The sequence below is a fragment of the Nodularia sp. LEGE 04288 genome (assembly GCF_963896525.1).
Classification (GTDB): Bacteria; Cyanobacteriota; Cyanobacteriia; order Cyanobacteriales; family Nostocaceae; genus Nodularia.
Map to the genome: position 1 here is coordinate 65,966 of NZ_CAWQOY010000011.1, position 15,888 is coordinate 81,853.

The 15,888-nt window shown below is 42.0% G+C and carries 13 protein-coding genes and 1 tRNA gene; 6 read left to right on the forward strand and 8 right to left on the reverse strand.

All coding sequences use genetic code 11. The features are described from left to right. Positions 1–20 precede the first annotated feature (20 nt). Complete coding sequence (locus AACX33_RS01015; protein ID WP_227788835.1) at positions 21–1,610, forward strand: leucine-rich repeat domain-containing protein; 1,590 nt, start codon at positions 21–23, stop codon at positions 1,608–1,610. A 4-nt stretch (positions 1,611–1,614) separates the two neighbouring features. Next, the gene (locus AACX33_RS01020; protein ID WP_194001194.1) at positions 1,615–1,872 is read left to right on the forward strand and encodes a hypothetical protein; all 258 of its coding nucleotides are present in this window, start codon (positions 1,615–1,617) and stop codon (positions 1,870–1,872) included. 140 nt (positions 1,873–2,012) lie between these two features. Here AACX33_RS01020 and AACX33_RS01025 read toward each other — a convergent pair whose 3' ends face one another. Together AACX33_RS01025 and AACX33_RS01030 are read right to left on the reverse strand one after the other, a co-directional pair. Further along, complete coding sequence (locus AACX33_RS01025; protein WP_194001196.1) at positions 2,013–2,522, reverse strand: orange carotenoid protein N-terminal domain-containing protein; 510 nt, start codon at positions 2,520–2,522, stop codon at positions 2,013–2,015. Between the two features lie 541 nt (positions 2,523–3,063). Continuing rightward, a tRNA-Ala gene (locus AACX33_RS01030) sits at positions 3,064–3,136 on the reverse strand. 325 nt (positions 3,137–3,461) lie between these two features. Here AACX33_RS01030 and AACX33_RS01035 point away from each other — a divergent pair. Continuing rightward, the gene (locus AACX33_RS01035; RefSeq protein WP_194001198.1) at positions 3,462–4,184 is read left to right on the forward strand and encodes a D-Ala-D-Ala carboxypeptidase family metallohydrolase; all 723 of its coding nucleotides are present in this window, start codon (positions 3,462–3,464) and stop codon (positions 4,182–4,184) included. Between the two features lie 234 nt (positions 4,185–4,418). Here the strand turns inward: AACX33_RS01035 and AACX33_RS01040 are convergent, their stop codons facing one another. Both AACX33_RS01040 and hisF read right to left on the reverse strand, forming a co-directional pair. Next, a complete protein-coding gene (locus tag AACX33_RS01040) occupies positions 4,419–4,610 on the reverse strand; it encodes a hypothetical protein (RefSeq protein ID WP_194001200.1) in 192 nt (63 codons plus the stop codon). 107 nt (positions 4,611–4,717) lie between these two features. Then, positions 4,718–5,491, reverse strand: a complete 774-nt coding sequence (gene hisF, locus AACX33_RS01045) for an imidazole glycerol phosphate synthase subunit HisF (protein ID WP_194001203.1) — start codon at positions 5,489–5,491, stop codon at positions 4,718–4,720. A gap of 161 nt (positions 5,492–5,652) precedes the next feature. Between hisF and ruvB the strand changes: the two genes are divergently transcribed. The 3 genes from ruvB to AACX33_RS01060 all read left to right on the forward strand — a co-directional run bounded on the left by ruvB (position 5,653) and on the right by AACX33_RS01060 (position 9,035). Then, positions 5,653–6,753, forward strand: coding sequence for a Holliday junction branch migration DNA helicase RuvB (gene ruvB, locus AACX33_RS01050; protein WP_194001205.1), 1,101 nt, complete (start codon positions 5,653–5,655; stop codon positions 6,751–6,753). A gap of 105 nt (positions 6,754–6,858) precedes the next feature. Further along, complete coding sequence (locus AACX33_RS01055; protein WP_194001207.1) at positions 6,859–7,029, forward strand: hypothetical protein; 171 nt, start codon at positions 6,859–6,861, stop codon at positions 7,027–7,029. Between the two features lie 518 nt (positions 7,030–7,547). Further along, entirely contained in the window at positions 7,548–9,035 is a 1,488-nt protein-coding gene (locus AACX33_RS01060) for an arginase family protein (RefSeq protein WP_194001209.1), read from the forward strand. A gap of 280 nt (positions 9,036–9,315) precedes the next feature. Here AACX33_RS01060 and AACX33_RS01065 read toward each other — a convergent pair whose 3' ends face one another. From AACX33_RS01065 to AACX33_RS01080, 4 genes are all read right to left on the reverse strand, one after another. Further along, entirely contained in the window at positions 9,316–10,392 is a 1,077-nt protein-coding gene (locus AACX33_RS01065) for a mechanosensitive ion channel family protein (RefSeq protein WP_227788836.1), read from the reverse strand. Positions 10,393–10,655: 263 nt separating this feature from the next. Beyond that, on the reverse strand, positions 10,656–11,678 hold the full coding sequence (locus tag AACX33_RS01070; protein WP_194001211.1) for a DMT family transporter: 1,023 nt from the start codon (positions 11,676–11,678) through the stop codon (positions 10,656–10,658). 4 nt (positions 11,679–11,682) lie between these two features. Beyond that, entirely contained in the window at positions 11,683–13,683 is a 2,001-nt protein-coding gene (locus AACX33_RS01075; RefSeq protein WP_194001213.1) for a pentapeptide repeat-containing protein, read from the reverse strand. Positions 13,684–13,833: 150 nt separating this feature from the next. Beyond that, on the reverse strand, positions 13,834–15,885 hold the full coding sequence (locus AACX33_RS01080; RefSeq protein WP_194001215.1) for a histidine phosphatase family protein: 2,052 nt from the start codon (positions 15,883–15,885) through the stop codon (positions 13,834–13,836). Positions 15,886–15,888: the final 3 nt, after the last annotated feature.

Here is a 15,888-nt window from a genome sequence, read left to right on the forward strand (position 1 = left end):
TTTATCTGCAAGGCACAAATATGTCACAAATACCTCAACGCGTCTGGGAAAAAATCCAGGAAGTAAAGGAGAAGCGGCTTCAGGAATTGGATTTAAGCAATGATTGGAACGCTGATGACAAGGAAAAATTAACAGACATTCCTGCTGAGGTATTTGATTGCAACTGGTTACAAGTATTGAACTTAAGCTACAACCAAATCACAATATTGCCTGATGCGATCGCCCGGCTTCAAAATCTCGCCACACTGAATTTAAGGAACAACCAAATCACGACATTGCCAGATGCGATCGCCAGTCTGCAAAATCTCAAAAAACTGGATTTAAGGAACAACCAAATCACGACATTGCCAGATGTGATCGCCAGTTTGCAAAATCTCACACAACTGCATTTTAGCGGAAACCAAATCACCAGATTCCCTGATGCGATCGCCAGTCTGCAAAATCTCACTTCACTGTATTTAGGCAGCAACCAAATCACAATATTGCCTGATGTGATCGCCAGTCTGCAAAATCTCACCCAACTGGATTTAAGCTTCAACCAAATCACGACATTGCCTGATGCGATCGCCAGTCTGCAAAATCTCACCTCACTGAATTTATACAACAACCAAATCACCACATTACCTGATGTGATCGCCCGTCTGCAAAGTCTTACCTCACTGGATTTAAGCGGCAACCAAATCACGACATTGCCTGATGCGATCGCGCGTCTGCAAAATCTCACCTCACTGAATTTATACAACAACCAAATCACCACATTACCTGATGCGATCGCCCGTCTGCAAAGTCTTACCTCACTGGATTTAAGCGGCAACCAAATCACCATATTCCCAGATGCGATCGCCAGTCTGCAAAGTCTCACGGAACTGGGTTTAAGCCGCAACCAAATCAGAACATTGCCTGATGCGATCGCCAGTCTGCAAAGTCTCACGGAACTGTATTTAGGCGGCAACAAAATCAGAACATTGCCTGATGCGATCGCCAGTCTGCAAAATCTCACCCAACTGGATTTAAGCGACAACCAAATCACGACATTGCCTGATGCGATCGCCAGTCTGCAAAGTCTCACAGAACTGTATTTAGGCGGCAACAAAATCAGAACATTGCCTGATGCGATCGCCAGTCTGCAAAATCTCACCCAACTGGATTTAAGCCGCAACCAAATCACCACATTCCCAAATGCGATTACCCGTCTCCAAAATCTCACGGAACTGGGTTTAAGCGACAACCAAATCACCATATTCCCAGATGCGATCGCCCGTCTGCAAAGTCTCACGGAACTGGATTTAAGCCGCAACCAAATCACAACATTGCCTGATGCGATCGCCCGTCTCCAAAATCTCACGGAACTGGGTTTAAGCGACAACCAAATCACCATATTCCCAGATGCGATCGCCCGTCTCCAAAATCTCACCCAACTGGATTTAAGCGACAACCAAATCACCACATTGCCTGATGCGATCGCCCGTCTCCAAAATCTCACAGAACTTTATTTAGACAACAACTCCATTGAAAAGCCACCACTGGAAGTTGTAGAAAAAGGTCTGGAGGCAATTAAAGATTATTTCCGACAATTAAAAGAGGAAGGCACAAGTTCAACAAGGAAATAATGAGATGACACAAAATTCTAATAATGAAGAAAAACTTCAACCAGCAGAGCAAGTTAAATTGCCATCTGCGTTTAGAAATGGAATGTTCTATTTATTTGTATTTGTATTTGTAATTGTATTTTGTATGATTGCATTTTTCGGCGGCTCATTACCATTGCCTTATCTAGCTTTAACAATTATTGGCACAACTATATTTATTGTCTTGATTGGAGTTTTACAACTTCGTCAAGATGACCGCTTATCTGAAATAAATACTGTATAATTAATAAAGATGGTATTAGAACAGTTACCTTTAATTGGCAATTTAATTAAACAGATTACAGGTAAAAAATAAAAGTATTGCACATAATGAGAGGCTCAGATCCCCGACTTCTCAAAGAAGTCGGGGATCTATATTTCTACTTATAGCACCTGCTTTAAGAAGTATACTAAATCGTTAGGTTCTAATGATTTGAGGGAGTTCAATACTTCTGTTGCAGGTTGAGAAAGGCTATAGTCATGGGGAATATCGATGATTGTAGTTCCCAATCTTTCCGCTAACAGAGACCAAAAAGCCACCTTAGCTTCAGGTTTCATTGCGCCATACTCACCTGTGGGAATTGTGGTTCCGCCTTGTGCAAGTTCTACTGTGGCTTTGGTAGGATGTGGATCAAGCATGATTTCATCTTGATCATTTTTTGTAGCTGGTAGCAAATCACGCAAAGCATAAAGTTGTTCTTCTGGGGAAATTTGCTGAATTTGTGCTACTAACTCTGCTGCTTTTTGTGTTGGTAAGGCATCGATCATATCAGCAGGAAGTTGCTCCGCAATTTCGGTATAAAGTCGCCCTATTACTCCTAATCTATCATCTATATCCAACTGTTTAAATTTGGATGCGCTTTGCTGGACAGGATTAATGTTGGTAGATGTCATAAAAGCCTCCCGTTTGATGATATTTTTGATCTAAAAAGGTGGGAAATTTAATTTTTGGACTTTTTTAAGGTTAGAAATTTTGGTTCTATGTCAGGCACTATAGAAAGATAGAGAATTATGGTAAATTTTAATGTTTTAAGCCAGCCACAAGAAGGATGAAATATCAGTATTTTAGGTTTGGTCGATTGATTCCTTGGGCGTGTATTTGGCTAATGGGGAAGAGTATTGAACCACTGAGGCGGAGTTCGCGCAGCGTCTCGTAGGCTACGGTCTACACACAAGTCCTTCCTGCCTGCGTTTGAGCCTGTTTCGCCCCCTAAATCCCCCAAGTTTGGGGGACTTGGAAAATTCTTGTTCCCCCATAATTGGGGGTTAGGGGGCGATTCGATCACTTGTGTGTACACGGTAGGTCTCGTAGGAGAGGACGCGGAGGAAGTAAATACTAGAAAATTGGCTGGAGTTCCTGCAACGGCGAAAACCCGGAGATCAAACCCAATACCAAATTTACAATTCCAGCTTTCGTGACTGGATTATTAAAATATGGAGCTAAGCGGATTCGAACCGCTGACCTTCTCAATGCCATTGAGACGCGCTACCAACTGTGCTATAGCCCCATGCGACCCTCTACAGATGCCCTATATATAGCTTTGAGCTATTAGGTGTTTTTTCTGAAGTTGTCGTATTAATCAATTATATGGCAGCTTATGTCAATTTTCAACAAGGCAATTGTTAAGTTATATAAAATTAAGTCAGGTTTATTTTGATTTATGGTTGATTTCCTTAACTAAACCTTTGACTTCCTCCACTCCTTAAAAATCTTTTTATGCTCCCTAACATAAAAATAGTGATTGTATTTTGAGGCAGCAATACAGCAATTGCAGTGTCAATATAATGTCTTTTATACTTATAATAAAAGGAGTTTACTTGTGCCTTTAAATTATGTATCCAAGCTTAGAGTCCATCGTTGAAGGAATGCACATCACTGAAGCAAGTGCTGAGGTGATCAAAGAAATACAGCAAATACTAGGAGTTTCTGTTGATGGTAAAGTTGGCCCGGAAACACTCAAAGCTTTTACAGATTTTAAGGAAAAAAGATATTTAGATTACCCGGATTATATAGGAGTATCTACGGCTCAATCTTTAATTGTTCACGCCGAAAAGCACGTTATTACAGAGCAGCTAGATAACCAACCCACAAAGCTTATAGAGAATGCAGGAACACGCACCGGAAAAAGCGTTACCTTGCCAGTGGTAGGGTTAGTCTACACGAATGAATTTATTGTTCCTGATATCCCTCTAACCTGGGGTGAAATGACAAAAGATTTTGACCCGCGCAGAATCCCAAATACTGAAGATATTGTGCGAAATATCAGGGCGTTGGCTGTAGTATTTGGCAAAGCGCGTGCTAAGTATGGCAAACCTGTAGGTGTTAATTCAGGTTATCGCCCTGCGGCGCTTCGTATAGGCGTGCGTAACTCACAGCACATTCCTGGGAGGGCAATTGATACTTGTCCACTAAATCGTGGTGACTTACGGCAGTGGCATAGTATTTTAATGGCAACACCAGAATTTACCGCAGTAGGTGATGCAGTGAACAAAGGGTTTGTACACTCAGACATCCGTCCTTCAAGTGGTAGAGGACAGATTAGATTCGGCTATTAATTTAGTTAGTACGCACTCAGCATACTTAATGAATCAAGATATGCCGAGTGCGTCAAAGGTTTCGCATTACCGGAATATGTGACCTTCTAGCCAAGGCTGATATTTCTTGAGTGTATGTTCAGGAGTTCTAGTATTTTAATTTACTACACAGAATTTTAATATTTTCTTAATATTTGAGCTTTGTCCAGTCAAATTGATTAAATGTAATATATATCGTCGATGAAACAGGATGTTTTAGGACACTTGTAACAAATAAGTCATACAGTGTCCCATGAGGAAATAGACTACCAACATAGCAGCAGCAGCCAGCGCCACTAATGTCCCCGCCAGCATTAACGAAAACTCTTTATGCTGTACGGCTTTTTCCATGAGGTGCAGTGACCACGCTACTAACGCTACGTCAAATAGTAAAATAACAATCAACATAATATTATTAATATTTATTCATACTTGTAAACCAATGTTAACACTGTTTGAGAGAACTGTATCTAACTGATGATGGATGTGGTTAAATTTTGATGACGTTTTGGAAATCAGTAACACAACCGTACTGGTACTGAATGATCGTGCAGATAGTTCTTAATTTCTGCCACGCTTAATTGTCCGTAATGCAGTAATGATGCTAGTAATGCAGCTTCGGCTTTACCCTCAGTTAATGCCGTATAAATATGTTCACAATTACCTGCACCACCAGAAGCAATGACGGGAACTTGTACAGATTCGGCGATCGCTCTTGTTAGACCTAAGTCGTAGCCAGCTTGAGTTCCGTCTGCATCCATACTTGTCACCAGTAATTCTCCTGCACCTCGTCTTTCCACTTCTTGCGCCCAACGTAAGGCATCTAAACCAGTATTTTCTCTCCCACCTCGCACATACACATCCCAGCCAGGATTGTTGGGGTCAACCCTGCGTCTGGCATCAATTGCAACAACGATGCATTGATTACCAAAGCGATCGCTTGCCCGATTTATTAAGTCTGGATCACGTACCGCCGCCGAATTAATACTAACCTTGTCAGCCCCTGCTCGTAACAAAGCTTTAACATTTTCTAAGGATTGAATCCCACCACCCACAGTCAACGGAATAAAGACCTGTTCAGCAGTGCGGTACACCACATCAATAATTGTATCCCGGTCTTCATGAGTAGCTGTAATATCCAGAAACACTAACTCATCAGCACCGGCTTCATTGTAAACCTTTGCCAGTTCCACCGGATCGCCGGCATCCTTGAGGTCTACAAAGTTAACTCCTTTTACAACCCGTCCCGCCTTCACATCTAAGCACGGTAAGATTCTTTTAGATAACATAATAACTTTTTCACTCCTGGGTAATCGACTGGAATTTAAATTCTAAATTGACGCGTGTAGTTCTCGCCGAAAATTTTTGCCCCTTTTCTCGTGTTTACTCGCAGCCATTGCGGCGTAGATAGCCCTCAAACAGTCCTCAAGTCAAAGGTGATAGCTGAATTATGGCGATAATCTCCTCGAAAAAACAGCCTCAAGAACCCAACGGAGAACCAAAGCCGCATCGGGAGTCGGCCCCCGCACCTGCAAATCAGAACATTTTGCAACCTGAAGCTGCTACTGACGAACAAGGTAAGCAAGAAGAGAGTATCAGACCTCAGCAATTTGCTGATTACATTGGACAGAAAGACTTAAAGGATGTGCTAGATATTGCCATCAAAGCAGCTAAGTCAAGGGGTGAGGTGCTGGATCACTTGCTGCTATATGGACCTCCGGGATTGGGTAAAACAACAATGGCAATGATTTTAGCATCAGAGATGGGAGTTGACTACAAAATTACCAGTGCGCCAGCGCTAGAACGTCCCAGAGATATTGTCGGGCTACTAGTTAACCTTAAACCCGGAGATGTCCTCTTTGTTGACGAAATTCATCGTCTTTCGCGGATGACCGAAGAAATTCTCTATCCAGCTATGGAAGATTATCGTTTAGATATTACCGTAGGCAAGGGTGCTGGCGCTCGCATCAGAAGTATACCACTGAACAAATTTACTCTCGTGGGAGCCACAACTCGTGCAGGGGCGCTGAGTTCACCATTACGCGATCGCTTTGGCTTAGTCCAGAAGCTGCGATTTTACGAAGTTGACGAACTCAGGCAAATTGTGTTAAGAAGTGCCGATTTTCTCAAAACTCCCATCGCCGATGATGGGGCGATAGAAATTGCTCGGCGTTCCAGAGGCACACCCCGGATTGCCAATAGGTTACTTAAGCGTGTACGTGATTACGCTGAAGTAAAATCATCAGGTGAGATTAATGAAACCGTTGCATCCGAGGCATTACAACTATTTCAAGTAGACCCATGCGGTTTAGATTGGACAGACCGCCGAATGCTGAGTGTCATAATTGAACAATTTAATGGTGGTCCCGTAGGATTAGAAACAATTGCCGCCGCTACAGGTGAAGATACCCAAACAATTGAAGAAGTTTATGAACCTTACTTAATGCAAATTGGCTATTTAGGCCGGACTCCCCGTGGCAGAATCGCCACAACCTCAGCCTACAAGCATTTGGGTTTTAAGCCGCCTAATGAACAATTATCGTTGCTGTAACAGCACTGCCTCACCCGGACTTTGCAAGGTCTAGTACCGCAAGGCGGAAGTCAAAAGTCAAAAGTCAAAAGTCAAAAGTCAAAAAGCTTATAAAATGGGCTTTTCATGGGTTTTGAATGGTCTGTTTATTTACGCCAACTTGTACTAGGAACTGAATTTCTGGCTACCCTGTACACACAAGTGATCGAATTTAGTCAAGCCTTCACCGAACCGCCCCCTAACCCCGAATTATCGGGAACAAGAATTTTTAAAGTCCCCCAGAGTTGGGGGATTTAGGGGGCAAGATAGGCACAAACGAAGACAGGTAGGATTTGTGTGTACACAGTAGGAAGCAGGGGTTTCAGAATACTTTGCGATTTTTCAAACATCCTCATCATCTCCGACTTGATCACAAAGAAGGTCGGAAAAGTCAGGATTATTGCGCCTAAAAGTCGGATTGCTCGATGAAATTGGCTATTTCATCCATATAATATATTTAAGTTTTTTTTTAGACAAATTAAAAGTAAGACTTACGCAAAAATCACCCTAACATCCTGATAGGTTGAGAGAGACAATCAGAATCCCTTTTTTTCAGGGGTAGGGGATATCAAAGCCTAGTACAGCCGTCAAGTCAAAAGTCAAAAAGCTGATTTTATAGACTTTTGATTGACTTCAAATGGTTGTGCTATATATTGCTGTCCGATTAATCAATAATCAGTTAACCAAAAAGTTTTCTCCCAAAGCCAGATTTCTCAGTTGCGCTGAACGCGATCGCTAACAATACTCGTAAAAATCTCCAAAACAGGTGCTTAACCATGACTACAACCACATCAATTACATCTCAACAATATGCAGAATTTGACCATGTTTTCCAATTGTTTGATGCTAATGGTGATGGCTTCATCACTCATGAGGAAATCGTGGATGCTCTCGAAGTTCTGGGAAAAGGCGTTTCGACTCAAGATCGGACTAACCTGTTGAATGTACTCAAAACCAACGATATCGTGACACGGGATGCTTTCATTGAATGGATGGCAAACCGCCAGGATATGGACATGGCGGCGGATCTACGACAAGTGTTCCATCTGATTGATGTTGATGGTAGTGGCAAATTATCCGTTGATGAGTTCACGCAAGTTATTCGCTGTTTCAATACCACAGCCAGCGATGCAGAAATTGCCGCATCGGTGAAAGCAGTCGATTTAGATGGAGATGGTGAAATTGATTTTGAAGAGTTTATTGTGAGTCAGACTTCTGAATCGCCTCTGAAGATTTCCATCGCAGCCTTACGCAGTTTCAAAAAGACTTTGCTTCAGTACAAGAAAGTTGCCGAGTTTTCCTCAATTGCCCTGATTGAAGTTGATTCTGAATTGGGAGCAGGAACGCGCGGTCAATCTATGGGAACGGCCGCATTGAGAGAAGCTGCAATCCAAAAACAGTCTGCCCTCATGCACGCCGAGAATGGTGTTTTGAGTCTGGATAGTCTGAAAGTGCAAACAGAAAATAAGGCAGATGCCCTGGGAAACAAACATAACCACGCCAAGTATATTGATGCATTGTATAAAGTGTTGACTGGAACGAGTGAACTGGTGGCACAAACCCTACAGGCGGGGTTGTTTCCAGTTGTACTGGGAGGAGATCATTCAACGGCGGCGGGAACGATCGCTGGCATCAAAAAAGCCTTTCCCCATAGCCGTTTAGGAGTCGTCTGGATTGATGCTCATGCCGATATTCATTCACCCTATACGACCCCATCGGGGAATATGCATGGAATGCCAGTGGCGATCGCTACTGGCACTGATAACTTCGCCAAACAAATCAATGACTTAGACTCAGACACCCTAGAAATGTGGAATCTCTGCAAAGCATTAGGATTAGGAAATGGTGCCAATTTGAGCATTGACGATCTGGTGTATGTGGCAGTGCGAGATACCGAAGAAGCAGAAGATCACCTGATTGAAACACACCACATCCTGAATATGACCGCCGAGCAAGTTCGTACCTGGGGTGCGGATGTCGTAGCACAACACTGTTTGGCAAAATTAAATGGGGTGGATCTGATTTACGTCACTTTTGACGTGGATAGCATGGATTCCTCGATTTGCATGGGAACAGGGACTCCGGCTCCTCATGGCATTTTTCTTGAAGAAGCGCGGCTGCTCAATGAAACGTTGGTCAAAGATCCACGGGTATGTTGTTGGGAAATCTGCGAAATTAATCCCCTGCTTGATACCCTGAATACGATGGTAGAAAACTCTCTGCTCATTTTTGAAAGTGTGGTAGATGCCATAGCGAAGCGTTAATCAACTCTTTTCCCGGCTTTCATCCCCGAATTAAAAAACGTTCCCGCCTAAAAACCCCAAAAGTTTTGAGGTTTTAACGAAGAGGCAGAGGGAAATGAGAGTGAAACCTCCTCAGGGTATGGTGTTGGGTGTAGTTCATTAGACATTGAATTTTAGTACTTCCTAGAGTTCAACATCTTTTTAATTCCCCACACCCCATACCTAAAAGCCTTGTAAATAATCAATTTGCCATTATCTTAATGCCATTCCCCCAAACTCTGATTCCAGGGAAAGTGCAACATCAATTTGTCGCTTGATCAGTTTTTCCCCAAGTCTGCTTATAGCTGTCCAAGTATGTTCTAAATTCCACGTGTAGGGTATCTATACCCTGTTCTTCCAGTAGTACCAATATTGCTAAATTTAATTTTTCACAAGCGTTAAAGTATAAATCCATATTGTTATTAAAAGCTCGAATATTTATGATGCGAGCATTCTGTTCAAGTCTATCCAACCAAACATCACATCCGTCATGTAAGGAATCAATAGACTTAGGTAGCTTCTGAATTGCCTCACAAATTAGCGCAGTTTTTTCCGCCGAAATACTATCAATCTTCAGAGTTAAGTTAATGCCAAATGATTCTTCAGAGCCAGGATTTTGCGACCAATTCTCGACAATTCCAGTAATCATTGTGGAATTGGGTATCTTTTTGATAGAGTCCCATTTTGCTAGACGAAGCTTTGTAGTTCGGATGCCGACTTCTAGGACTTCAACAGTACTATCTATTCCATCCACAACCAGCCAGTCACCAGGTCGATATAGATTATCCGTATAAATAATGATGGTACAGAACCAGTCATAGATAATGTCCTTCAGCAATAAACCGAACGTGATTCCCGCTCCCCCTAATAGACCAACCAGCGCATTTGCAGATGCGCCTAACAACACCTCACCTGCCTTCAAAGCTACAATAGCGATCGCCACCGTCTGAAACAGACGAGGCACGTAGGGTACAAGCAAGTCGTCTAGTTCCGTTTTGGTGTTCAGCGTCAGTTTTCTCAGTATCTCTCCTAACAATGGAGAAGCACGGTAAACAATATATGCAACGGCAACAATAGCGATCAGACTGAGAGTCTTACCCAGTATCTCACTGACTTGAGGCTTGAGATTCTCTGCCAAAATTAACTGCACTATCCAAAGTCCAGCGATGAAAATCAGCCACCCTAATGGTTCCTCCAGAATCTCGACTAATTCATCGTCCAGTGTAGTCTCAGTTCCGCTAGTAAAATGTTTGATTCTCTTGATGATTATCGAAAAAAACAATCCTCTCAACAGCTGTGTCAGCGTCATGATGGTGACGATCAAAAATATTTTATTCATAGGTATATCTGCAATAGTTATGTTTGAATCAAGTAGAGTTTCCTGAAATTGTTTCCAAATAATCTCCATATATAGCAACCCAGAAGGTGATTTAAGCATAAACTATAAGTAGTCCTTCATTATCCCGATAGAAATTTTCTCCACATACAGCAGGTTGCAGGTATTTGAGGTACAAAAGCAATAGTGAAAATGTTGTGGAGGAGGGCAAGGACTGCCCTCCCGAAGGTATCTACAAAAATGAAATGTGCTGTATTTAATAGCACTTACTTCAGCAAACCCCCACACATCTTCTGTTCAGGCAATTTTTCTTCCATAGGCTCAAACTCTAACTTTTGAGCGAACTCACTCACATCTTCTTGAGCCTTCGCTGGTTCTTGAGAAAGAGGTTTGATTTTGATGGGGAAATTGATCATGGGAATCTGGCTAAGAATCATTGCGGCTAGTACCATCCCTGCGCCAAGCCAACCCCGTACTCCCAGCTTTTCGCCTAGCAGCCAAAACGAGAATACTGCTGCAACCGCAGGCTCAAAGGTGTAGATGATCGCCGTCTCTTGAGCCGAAACAGAGTTCTGAGCGATCGCAGGTAGCCAAGTGGTGGCGGCGGTAACTAAAGCTAAGTAGACAATCGGAATCAAGTTTGTCCAGTTCGTTGTCAGCGCCTGAAGCTCTCCAATTAGTTCGGGGGCTGACCAGAGGGTGGCCAGTACTCCTACTACCAATATCTGGACTGCGGTCAGTGACAAGGGTGAGTGACGTGGCGTGACCGCTTCAAGCGTCATGATATAGGCGGCATAACAGAGAACGTCACCTACCATCAACAGATCACCGATGCCTAAGACTCCATCCTCCCAAGACATGACACCAACACCACCTAAAGCCAGTCCGGCGGCGAGGAAAGTCGTAACCAGTACACGCTGACCAAGTAGCTGTCCCAAGAGCGGGACTAAGATGACATTCATGCTAGCTATGAATGCTGATCGGTTAGCAGAGATCGTCTCAAGCGCCATCCCCTGGGTTGCTAAAGAGGCAAACAGCAGCAATCCCAAGATTGTGCCATCCCGGAGCGATCGCATATTCAAGTCACGCAAATGCACAGCAAAAGCTAGTGCTGCTAAGGAGCAACGAACGGCGATCAGCGTTCCCGGAGAAAGGCTAACAATTGTTTGCTTAACCAGAGGGAAGGTCGTTCCCCAGAAAATAGTTACAGCCACAAGCAGGATGATCCCCTGGGTATGCTGCAATTTCAGACTGCTTTTGGACTCAAAAGAAATATTTAGATCGGACATAAATTTATTTATTTTTAGTCCGATCTTCCACAGATTTATACTTTGAGCCATCAGGCATAATCGCACCTTCCAGGAAAGCACTATTCAGTTCATAATCGCTCACCTTAGCATTTTTGAGATTAGCACCAGTTAGGTAAGCTCCTGCTAGGTTTGCACCACTCAAACTAGCATCTCTCAAATTTGCACCATTCAAGTTTGCATCACTTAAATCTGCACAAATTAAATTAGCATTACTCAGATTTGCACTATTAAGATTAGCCTTAATCAAACGAGAAAACCCCAATTTTGCATGACTCAAATTTGCACCACTCAGTTTAACCTGACTGAGATTAGCATTATCTAAATTGGCATAACTCAAATTAGCATTTGTCAAATCGCTTTCCATTAAATTAGCTTTACTCAAATTGGCATGAGAGAGATTAATATCTACCAACTCCGCACCCGGAGCATCCAAACCTCTCAGAGAAACACCATCCTCATTCAAATCTTGCAGTGCCAAAATTCTCGCATAACTCACTTTAACATCGTGGGCTGCATCAACCGTACCCCAGGCTTGATAATGAAATTGTTTTCTGCGATCTGGAGCTTCTTTAATGAATAGAACTAGCGCAACTACCAAACTGATAGTATCAGCAGCACCCAAAACCTCTGCTAGTAAAGAGTTGTCATCGACAATTACAAGAACTACTGTAAAAATAACTGCCGAACCAATAGCGACTAACCATACTGGTGCTATCCAGAAAGCATCAATAAGTTTAGCAGGAAGTTGTTTAAGGACTTCACTGATTGGCTGTTCTGATATTTTCGTCTGAAATTTCTGATAATTAGCAGTAAAATTATTGATAATTTCTTTTAAAACTTCACCATCTAACTGAATTGATATCAGAGATTTTTTCTCTAGCTCTGCTGAGGGCTGAAATAGCTGAGATTCTTTTTGAATTTGGGTTTTTAATGTTGCAGGTTTTGATACAATAACAGGTTTCTCAACTTGGACAGGTTTTGGTAAAACAGCAGGTTTCTCAGCTTGGATAACTTTAGGTGAAGATTCTTCCTCTGCACCTTTTAACATCAAAGCAGTAATTGCTCGATAAGCATTTAGCCAAGCTTTGTTAACTTCAGGAGTCCAATCTGCTTCCAGATACTGCTCAAAGGTCAACAGCAGAGCTTCTCCCACCGGTCTATAGTATTTAGGAATCGCTCCATAGCCTACGTGTCTACCTCCTAGAGCATTGAGAACTGGTCCCAAAGCTTCTGGGTTGCGGAGATTTTCAACTACCAAAACCAGAGAGTTTAACAACTTTTTCTCTTGGTTTCCCATATCAGTATGGGTAAATAGCGGTTTTACCTCTGGGTGGGTTTCAAACAAATTCTCATAGAAGCTGGCTGCAAATTCATTAGCACGGGGTTTAACTTTTGCAAAAGTGCTTTCTAGTAAATCTACAGGTAACTCGGAAGATTCTTCCTCTGGTATTTCTGTTAATATTGGCTCGGCTGTTTCTACTTGTGGAATTTCCTTGATTTTTTGCTCAATTGGTTTTGTCGCTACTGGTTGTTTGGAATTTGCGGCTATCTCTGATTTAACTTGAGTTGGTGCATAATCTACACCTGCACCTTTTAACATCAAAGCAGTAATTGCTCGATAAGCATTTAGCCAAGCTTTGTTAACTTCAGGAGTCCAATCTTCTTCCAAATACTGCTCAAAGGTCAACAGCAGAGCTTCTCCCACTGGCCCATAGTATTTGGGAATCGCTCCATAGCCAACGTGTCTACCTCCTAGAGCATTGAGAACTGGCCCCAAAGCTTCTGGGTTGCGGAGATTTTCAACTACCAAAACCAGAGAATTTAACAACTTTTTCTCTTGGTTTCCCATATCAGTATGGGTAAATAGCGGTTTCACCTCTGGGTGGGCTTGAAACAAATTCTCATAGAAACTGGCTGCAAATTCATTAGCACGGGGTTTAATTTTATCAAAACTTTGCTCTAAAAGTTCAACGTTTAACGACATATTTTTCCTTAATTTCAATTTTTAGACAAGTCAAAAATCAAAAGTAAAGGATTTAAAATATATAAATATATCGTTAAAATTTTACTTTTAATTACTTGAAATAAGCTCATACAATAACTTGATATTCTTCAAGTATTTTGAATATTCTATCTAAATTCCTAATGAACCTGGAGATGCAGCAGCAGAAACAACGTTAAGGTTAGCAACTAACCCATAGGTTGATACATACTCTTCTAACTCTTGCAAATCAACTGTGCCATTTTTATCTGCGTCAAGAGTGTTGAACAGATAATCAGTTATGTATCTCCTAATTTCTTGTGAGCTACGTTCACCTGTTGTCATATCTTCTATTCGGCCTAAAAGCTCCATAATTTCGTCTTTATCGAGTGCCTTACTTCCATCTGTATCCAATTCAAGGAAAAGCTTTCTGATATCTTCTGTTGCCATTCTCGAAGAGCGTAAAGTTTCTCTCAATAATTCATTACCAAATGAATTCATAAACAATATCTGCTCGACGAGTGGTATGGAGAAAAACCCTAATGCTGCCCAAAAAATTGCATATTTTACAGCTTCTGGATTTGCAGTTGTAGTAACTCCCACGAAAAGAGATGCCCAAAGGAAAAAGTTGGGATTCACAAGCAGGATATAAGCATCCTTAGCTTCTGCTTTATTCAGCTTGCCTGTTGTCAATACTGAAGTTAATACGGCAGAGACACGGATTAAGATAAAAACTAATGTTGCCACTGCTAGTTGTTGCAAACAGGCTAGTGAGCGGGTCGGATCGGTTGATGACAATAAATCGGAAATAAATGTTGATGGAGTAAACTGAAACCCTGTAGCCAAAGCCATTAATGCGACAGCAAGCACTCCAATAAATTTCCAGTTCTTACTGTGATGGTTTGACTCAACAGGAGATTTGTCACGCCAAAACTGAGCTATCGCTCCTGGTATTGCCAGACCAACAATGAGAATAATCCCGAAAAATATCAGGCTTGAATTGTTAATTGGTAATTGTTTTGCCAAGCCAAATGTCACAACCAGTGCAACTGGAGCGATGATTGATAAAGTCCTAGATAAGATAGCCGAAGGATAAAGATTACCGCCCCAAAGTACCGATAAAACTGGGGAAGTCAGGGCGGGTGGAACCATCAAAAACAGCACCCACATAACTTTGTACAAATCGCCTGGGCTTTGATACAAGATTCCCGAAAATATTAAAAATAGCCCAACTATCCATCTCACTAACATCCATCCGTAGACTATATACTTCACAGTTGAAGTTACTTTGCGTTTACTCGCTGCAAAGTCAATATCCAGGTAAGTATAAAAGGTTGAAGCAGCCAGACAAACAACAATTATTCCTCGAAATAGTTCTGATGGCATTCCTCCTGTGGAGGCACTTAACGCCCTTACCAAGCATCCTAGTAAGAAGGCAGCAGCATAGAGAAAAATTGCCCACATAATTGACAGATCATTGATCTGCTTACGCACAGAAGCTGCACCACCCGATTCCTTATCACGAAACTTGACTAACTCCTCTTGACTAAGAGCTTTACCATTAGGGAGTTTCAGATGTTTATAAGCAGTTGGTGGTAAATCACTTAAATAAAGTGCTAAAGGCTCCAATACATATTGGTGGCACACCACCAGGACAGTTTCACCCCGTTCTAAGTGCGGTACAATTCGCTCCTCATAGAAACTTGCAGCGCGTTGATAAACTTGTCCAATCTTCTCGCCAGCCGGAGGTGCTTCGTTATGTGAATGCAACATTTCCTCAAAGCCTTCGTAGCCCAAAGCTAGACGCAGCAAATTCAGGTTACGACCTGCAAAAATACCAAAAGATTTTTCGCTAATTCGATGGTCGATTTGAATAGGAATATCAGAGGATTTCAAAGCCTGACTTTCAGCAAGTGCAATTTCACAAGTTTGTCGTGCGCGTCTCATGTGAGAGACATATACAGCATCAAACTTCATCCCTTTTTTCTTAAGGTCAGAACCTGCTTGACGCGCTTGCAATCTACCAAATGCAGTCAAATCTACATCTAATACACCTGCAAAAATATTACGTTCATTGCTGGTACTTTCACCATGCCGAATGAAATAGACTTTTCCTTCTTGATGATTGTTTTCTACTACTTGGTTAGATGTTTCCGAGTTGAAAATTATTTTTGAAGATAGATGCTCTTTTGGTAGATTATTCATGAT

What these genes read in the sequence shown, in the direction of transcription:
- AACX33_RS01020 (WP_194001194.1), top strand. Translation starts at nt 1,615, where the DNA reads ATGACACAAAATTCTAATAATGAAGAAAAACTTCAACCAGCAGAGCAA.
- AACX33_RS01060 (WP_194001209.1), top strand. Translation starts at nt 7,548, where the DNA reads ATGACTACAACCACATCAATTACATCTCAACAATATGCAGAATTTGAC.
- AACX33_RS01040 (WP_194001200.1), bottom strand. Translation starts at nt 4,610, where the DNA reads ATGTTGATTGTTATTTTACTATTTGACGTAGCGTTAGTAGCGTGGTCA.
- AACX33_RS01080 (WP_194001215.1), bottom strand. Translation starts at nt 15,885, where the DNA reads ATGAATAATCTACCAAAAGAGCATCTATCTTCAAAAATAATTTTCAAC.
- AACX33_RS01025 (WP_194001196.1), bottom strand. Translation starts at nt 2,522, where the DNA reads ATGACATCTACCAACATTAATCCTGTCCAGCAAAGCGCATCCAAATTT.
- AACX33_RS01015 (WP_227788835.1), top strand. Translation starts at nt 21, where the DNA reads ATGTCACAAATACCTCAACGCGTCTGGGAAAAAATCCAGGAAGTAAAG.
- hisF (WP_194001203.1), bottom strand. Translation starts at nt 5,491, where the DNA reads ATGTTATCTAAAAGAATCTTACCGTGCTTAGATGTGAAGGCGGGACGG.
- AACX33_RS01065 (WP_227788836.1), bottom strand. Translation starts at nt 10,392, where the DNA reads ATGAATAAAATATTTTTGATCGTCACCATCATGACGCTGACACAGCTG.
- ruvB (WP_194001205.1), top strand. Translation starts at nt 5,653, where the DNA reads ATGGCGATAATCTCCTCGAAAAAACAGCCTCAAGAACCCAACGGAGAA.
- AACX33_RS01055 (WP_194001207.1), top strand. Translation starts at nt 6,859, where the DNA reads ATGGGTTTTGAATGGTCTGTTTATTTACGCCAACTTGTACTAGGAACT.
- AACX33_RS01075 (WP_194001213.1), bottom strand. Translation starts at nt 13,683, where the DNA reads ATGTCGTTAAACGTTGAACTTTTAGAGCAAAGTTTTGATAAAATTAAA.
- AACX33_RS01035 (WP_194001198.1), top strand. Translation starts at nt 3,462, where the DNA reads ATGTATCCAAGCTTAGAGTCCATCGTTGAAGGAATGCACATCACTGAA.
- AACX33_RS01070 (WP_194001211.1), bottom strand. Translation starts at nt 11,678, where the DNA reads ATGTCCGATCTAAATATTTCTTTTGAGTCCAAAAGCAGTCTGAAATTG.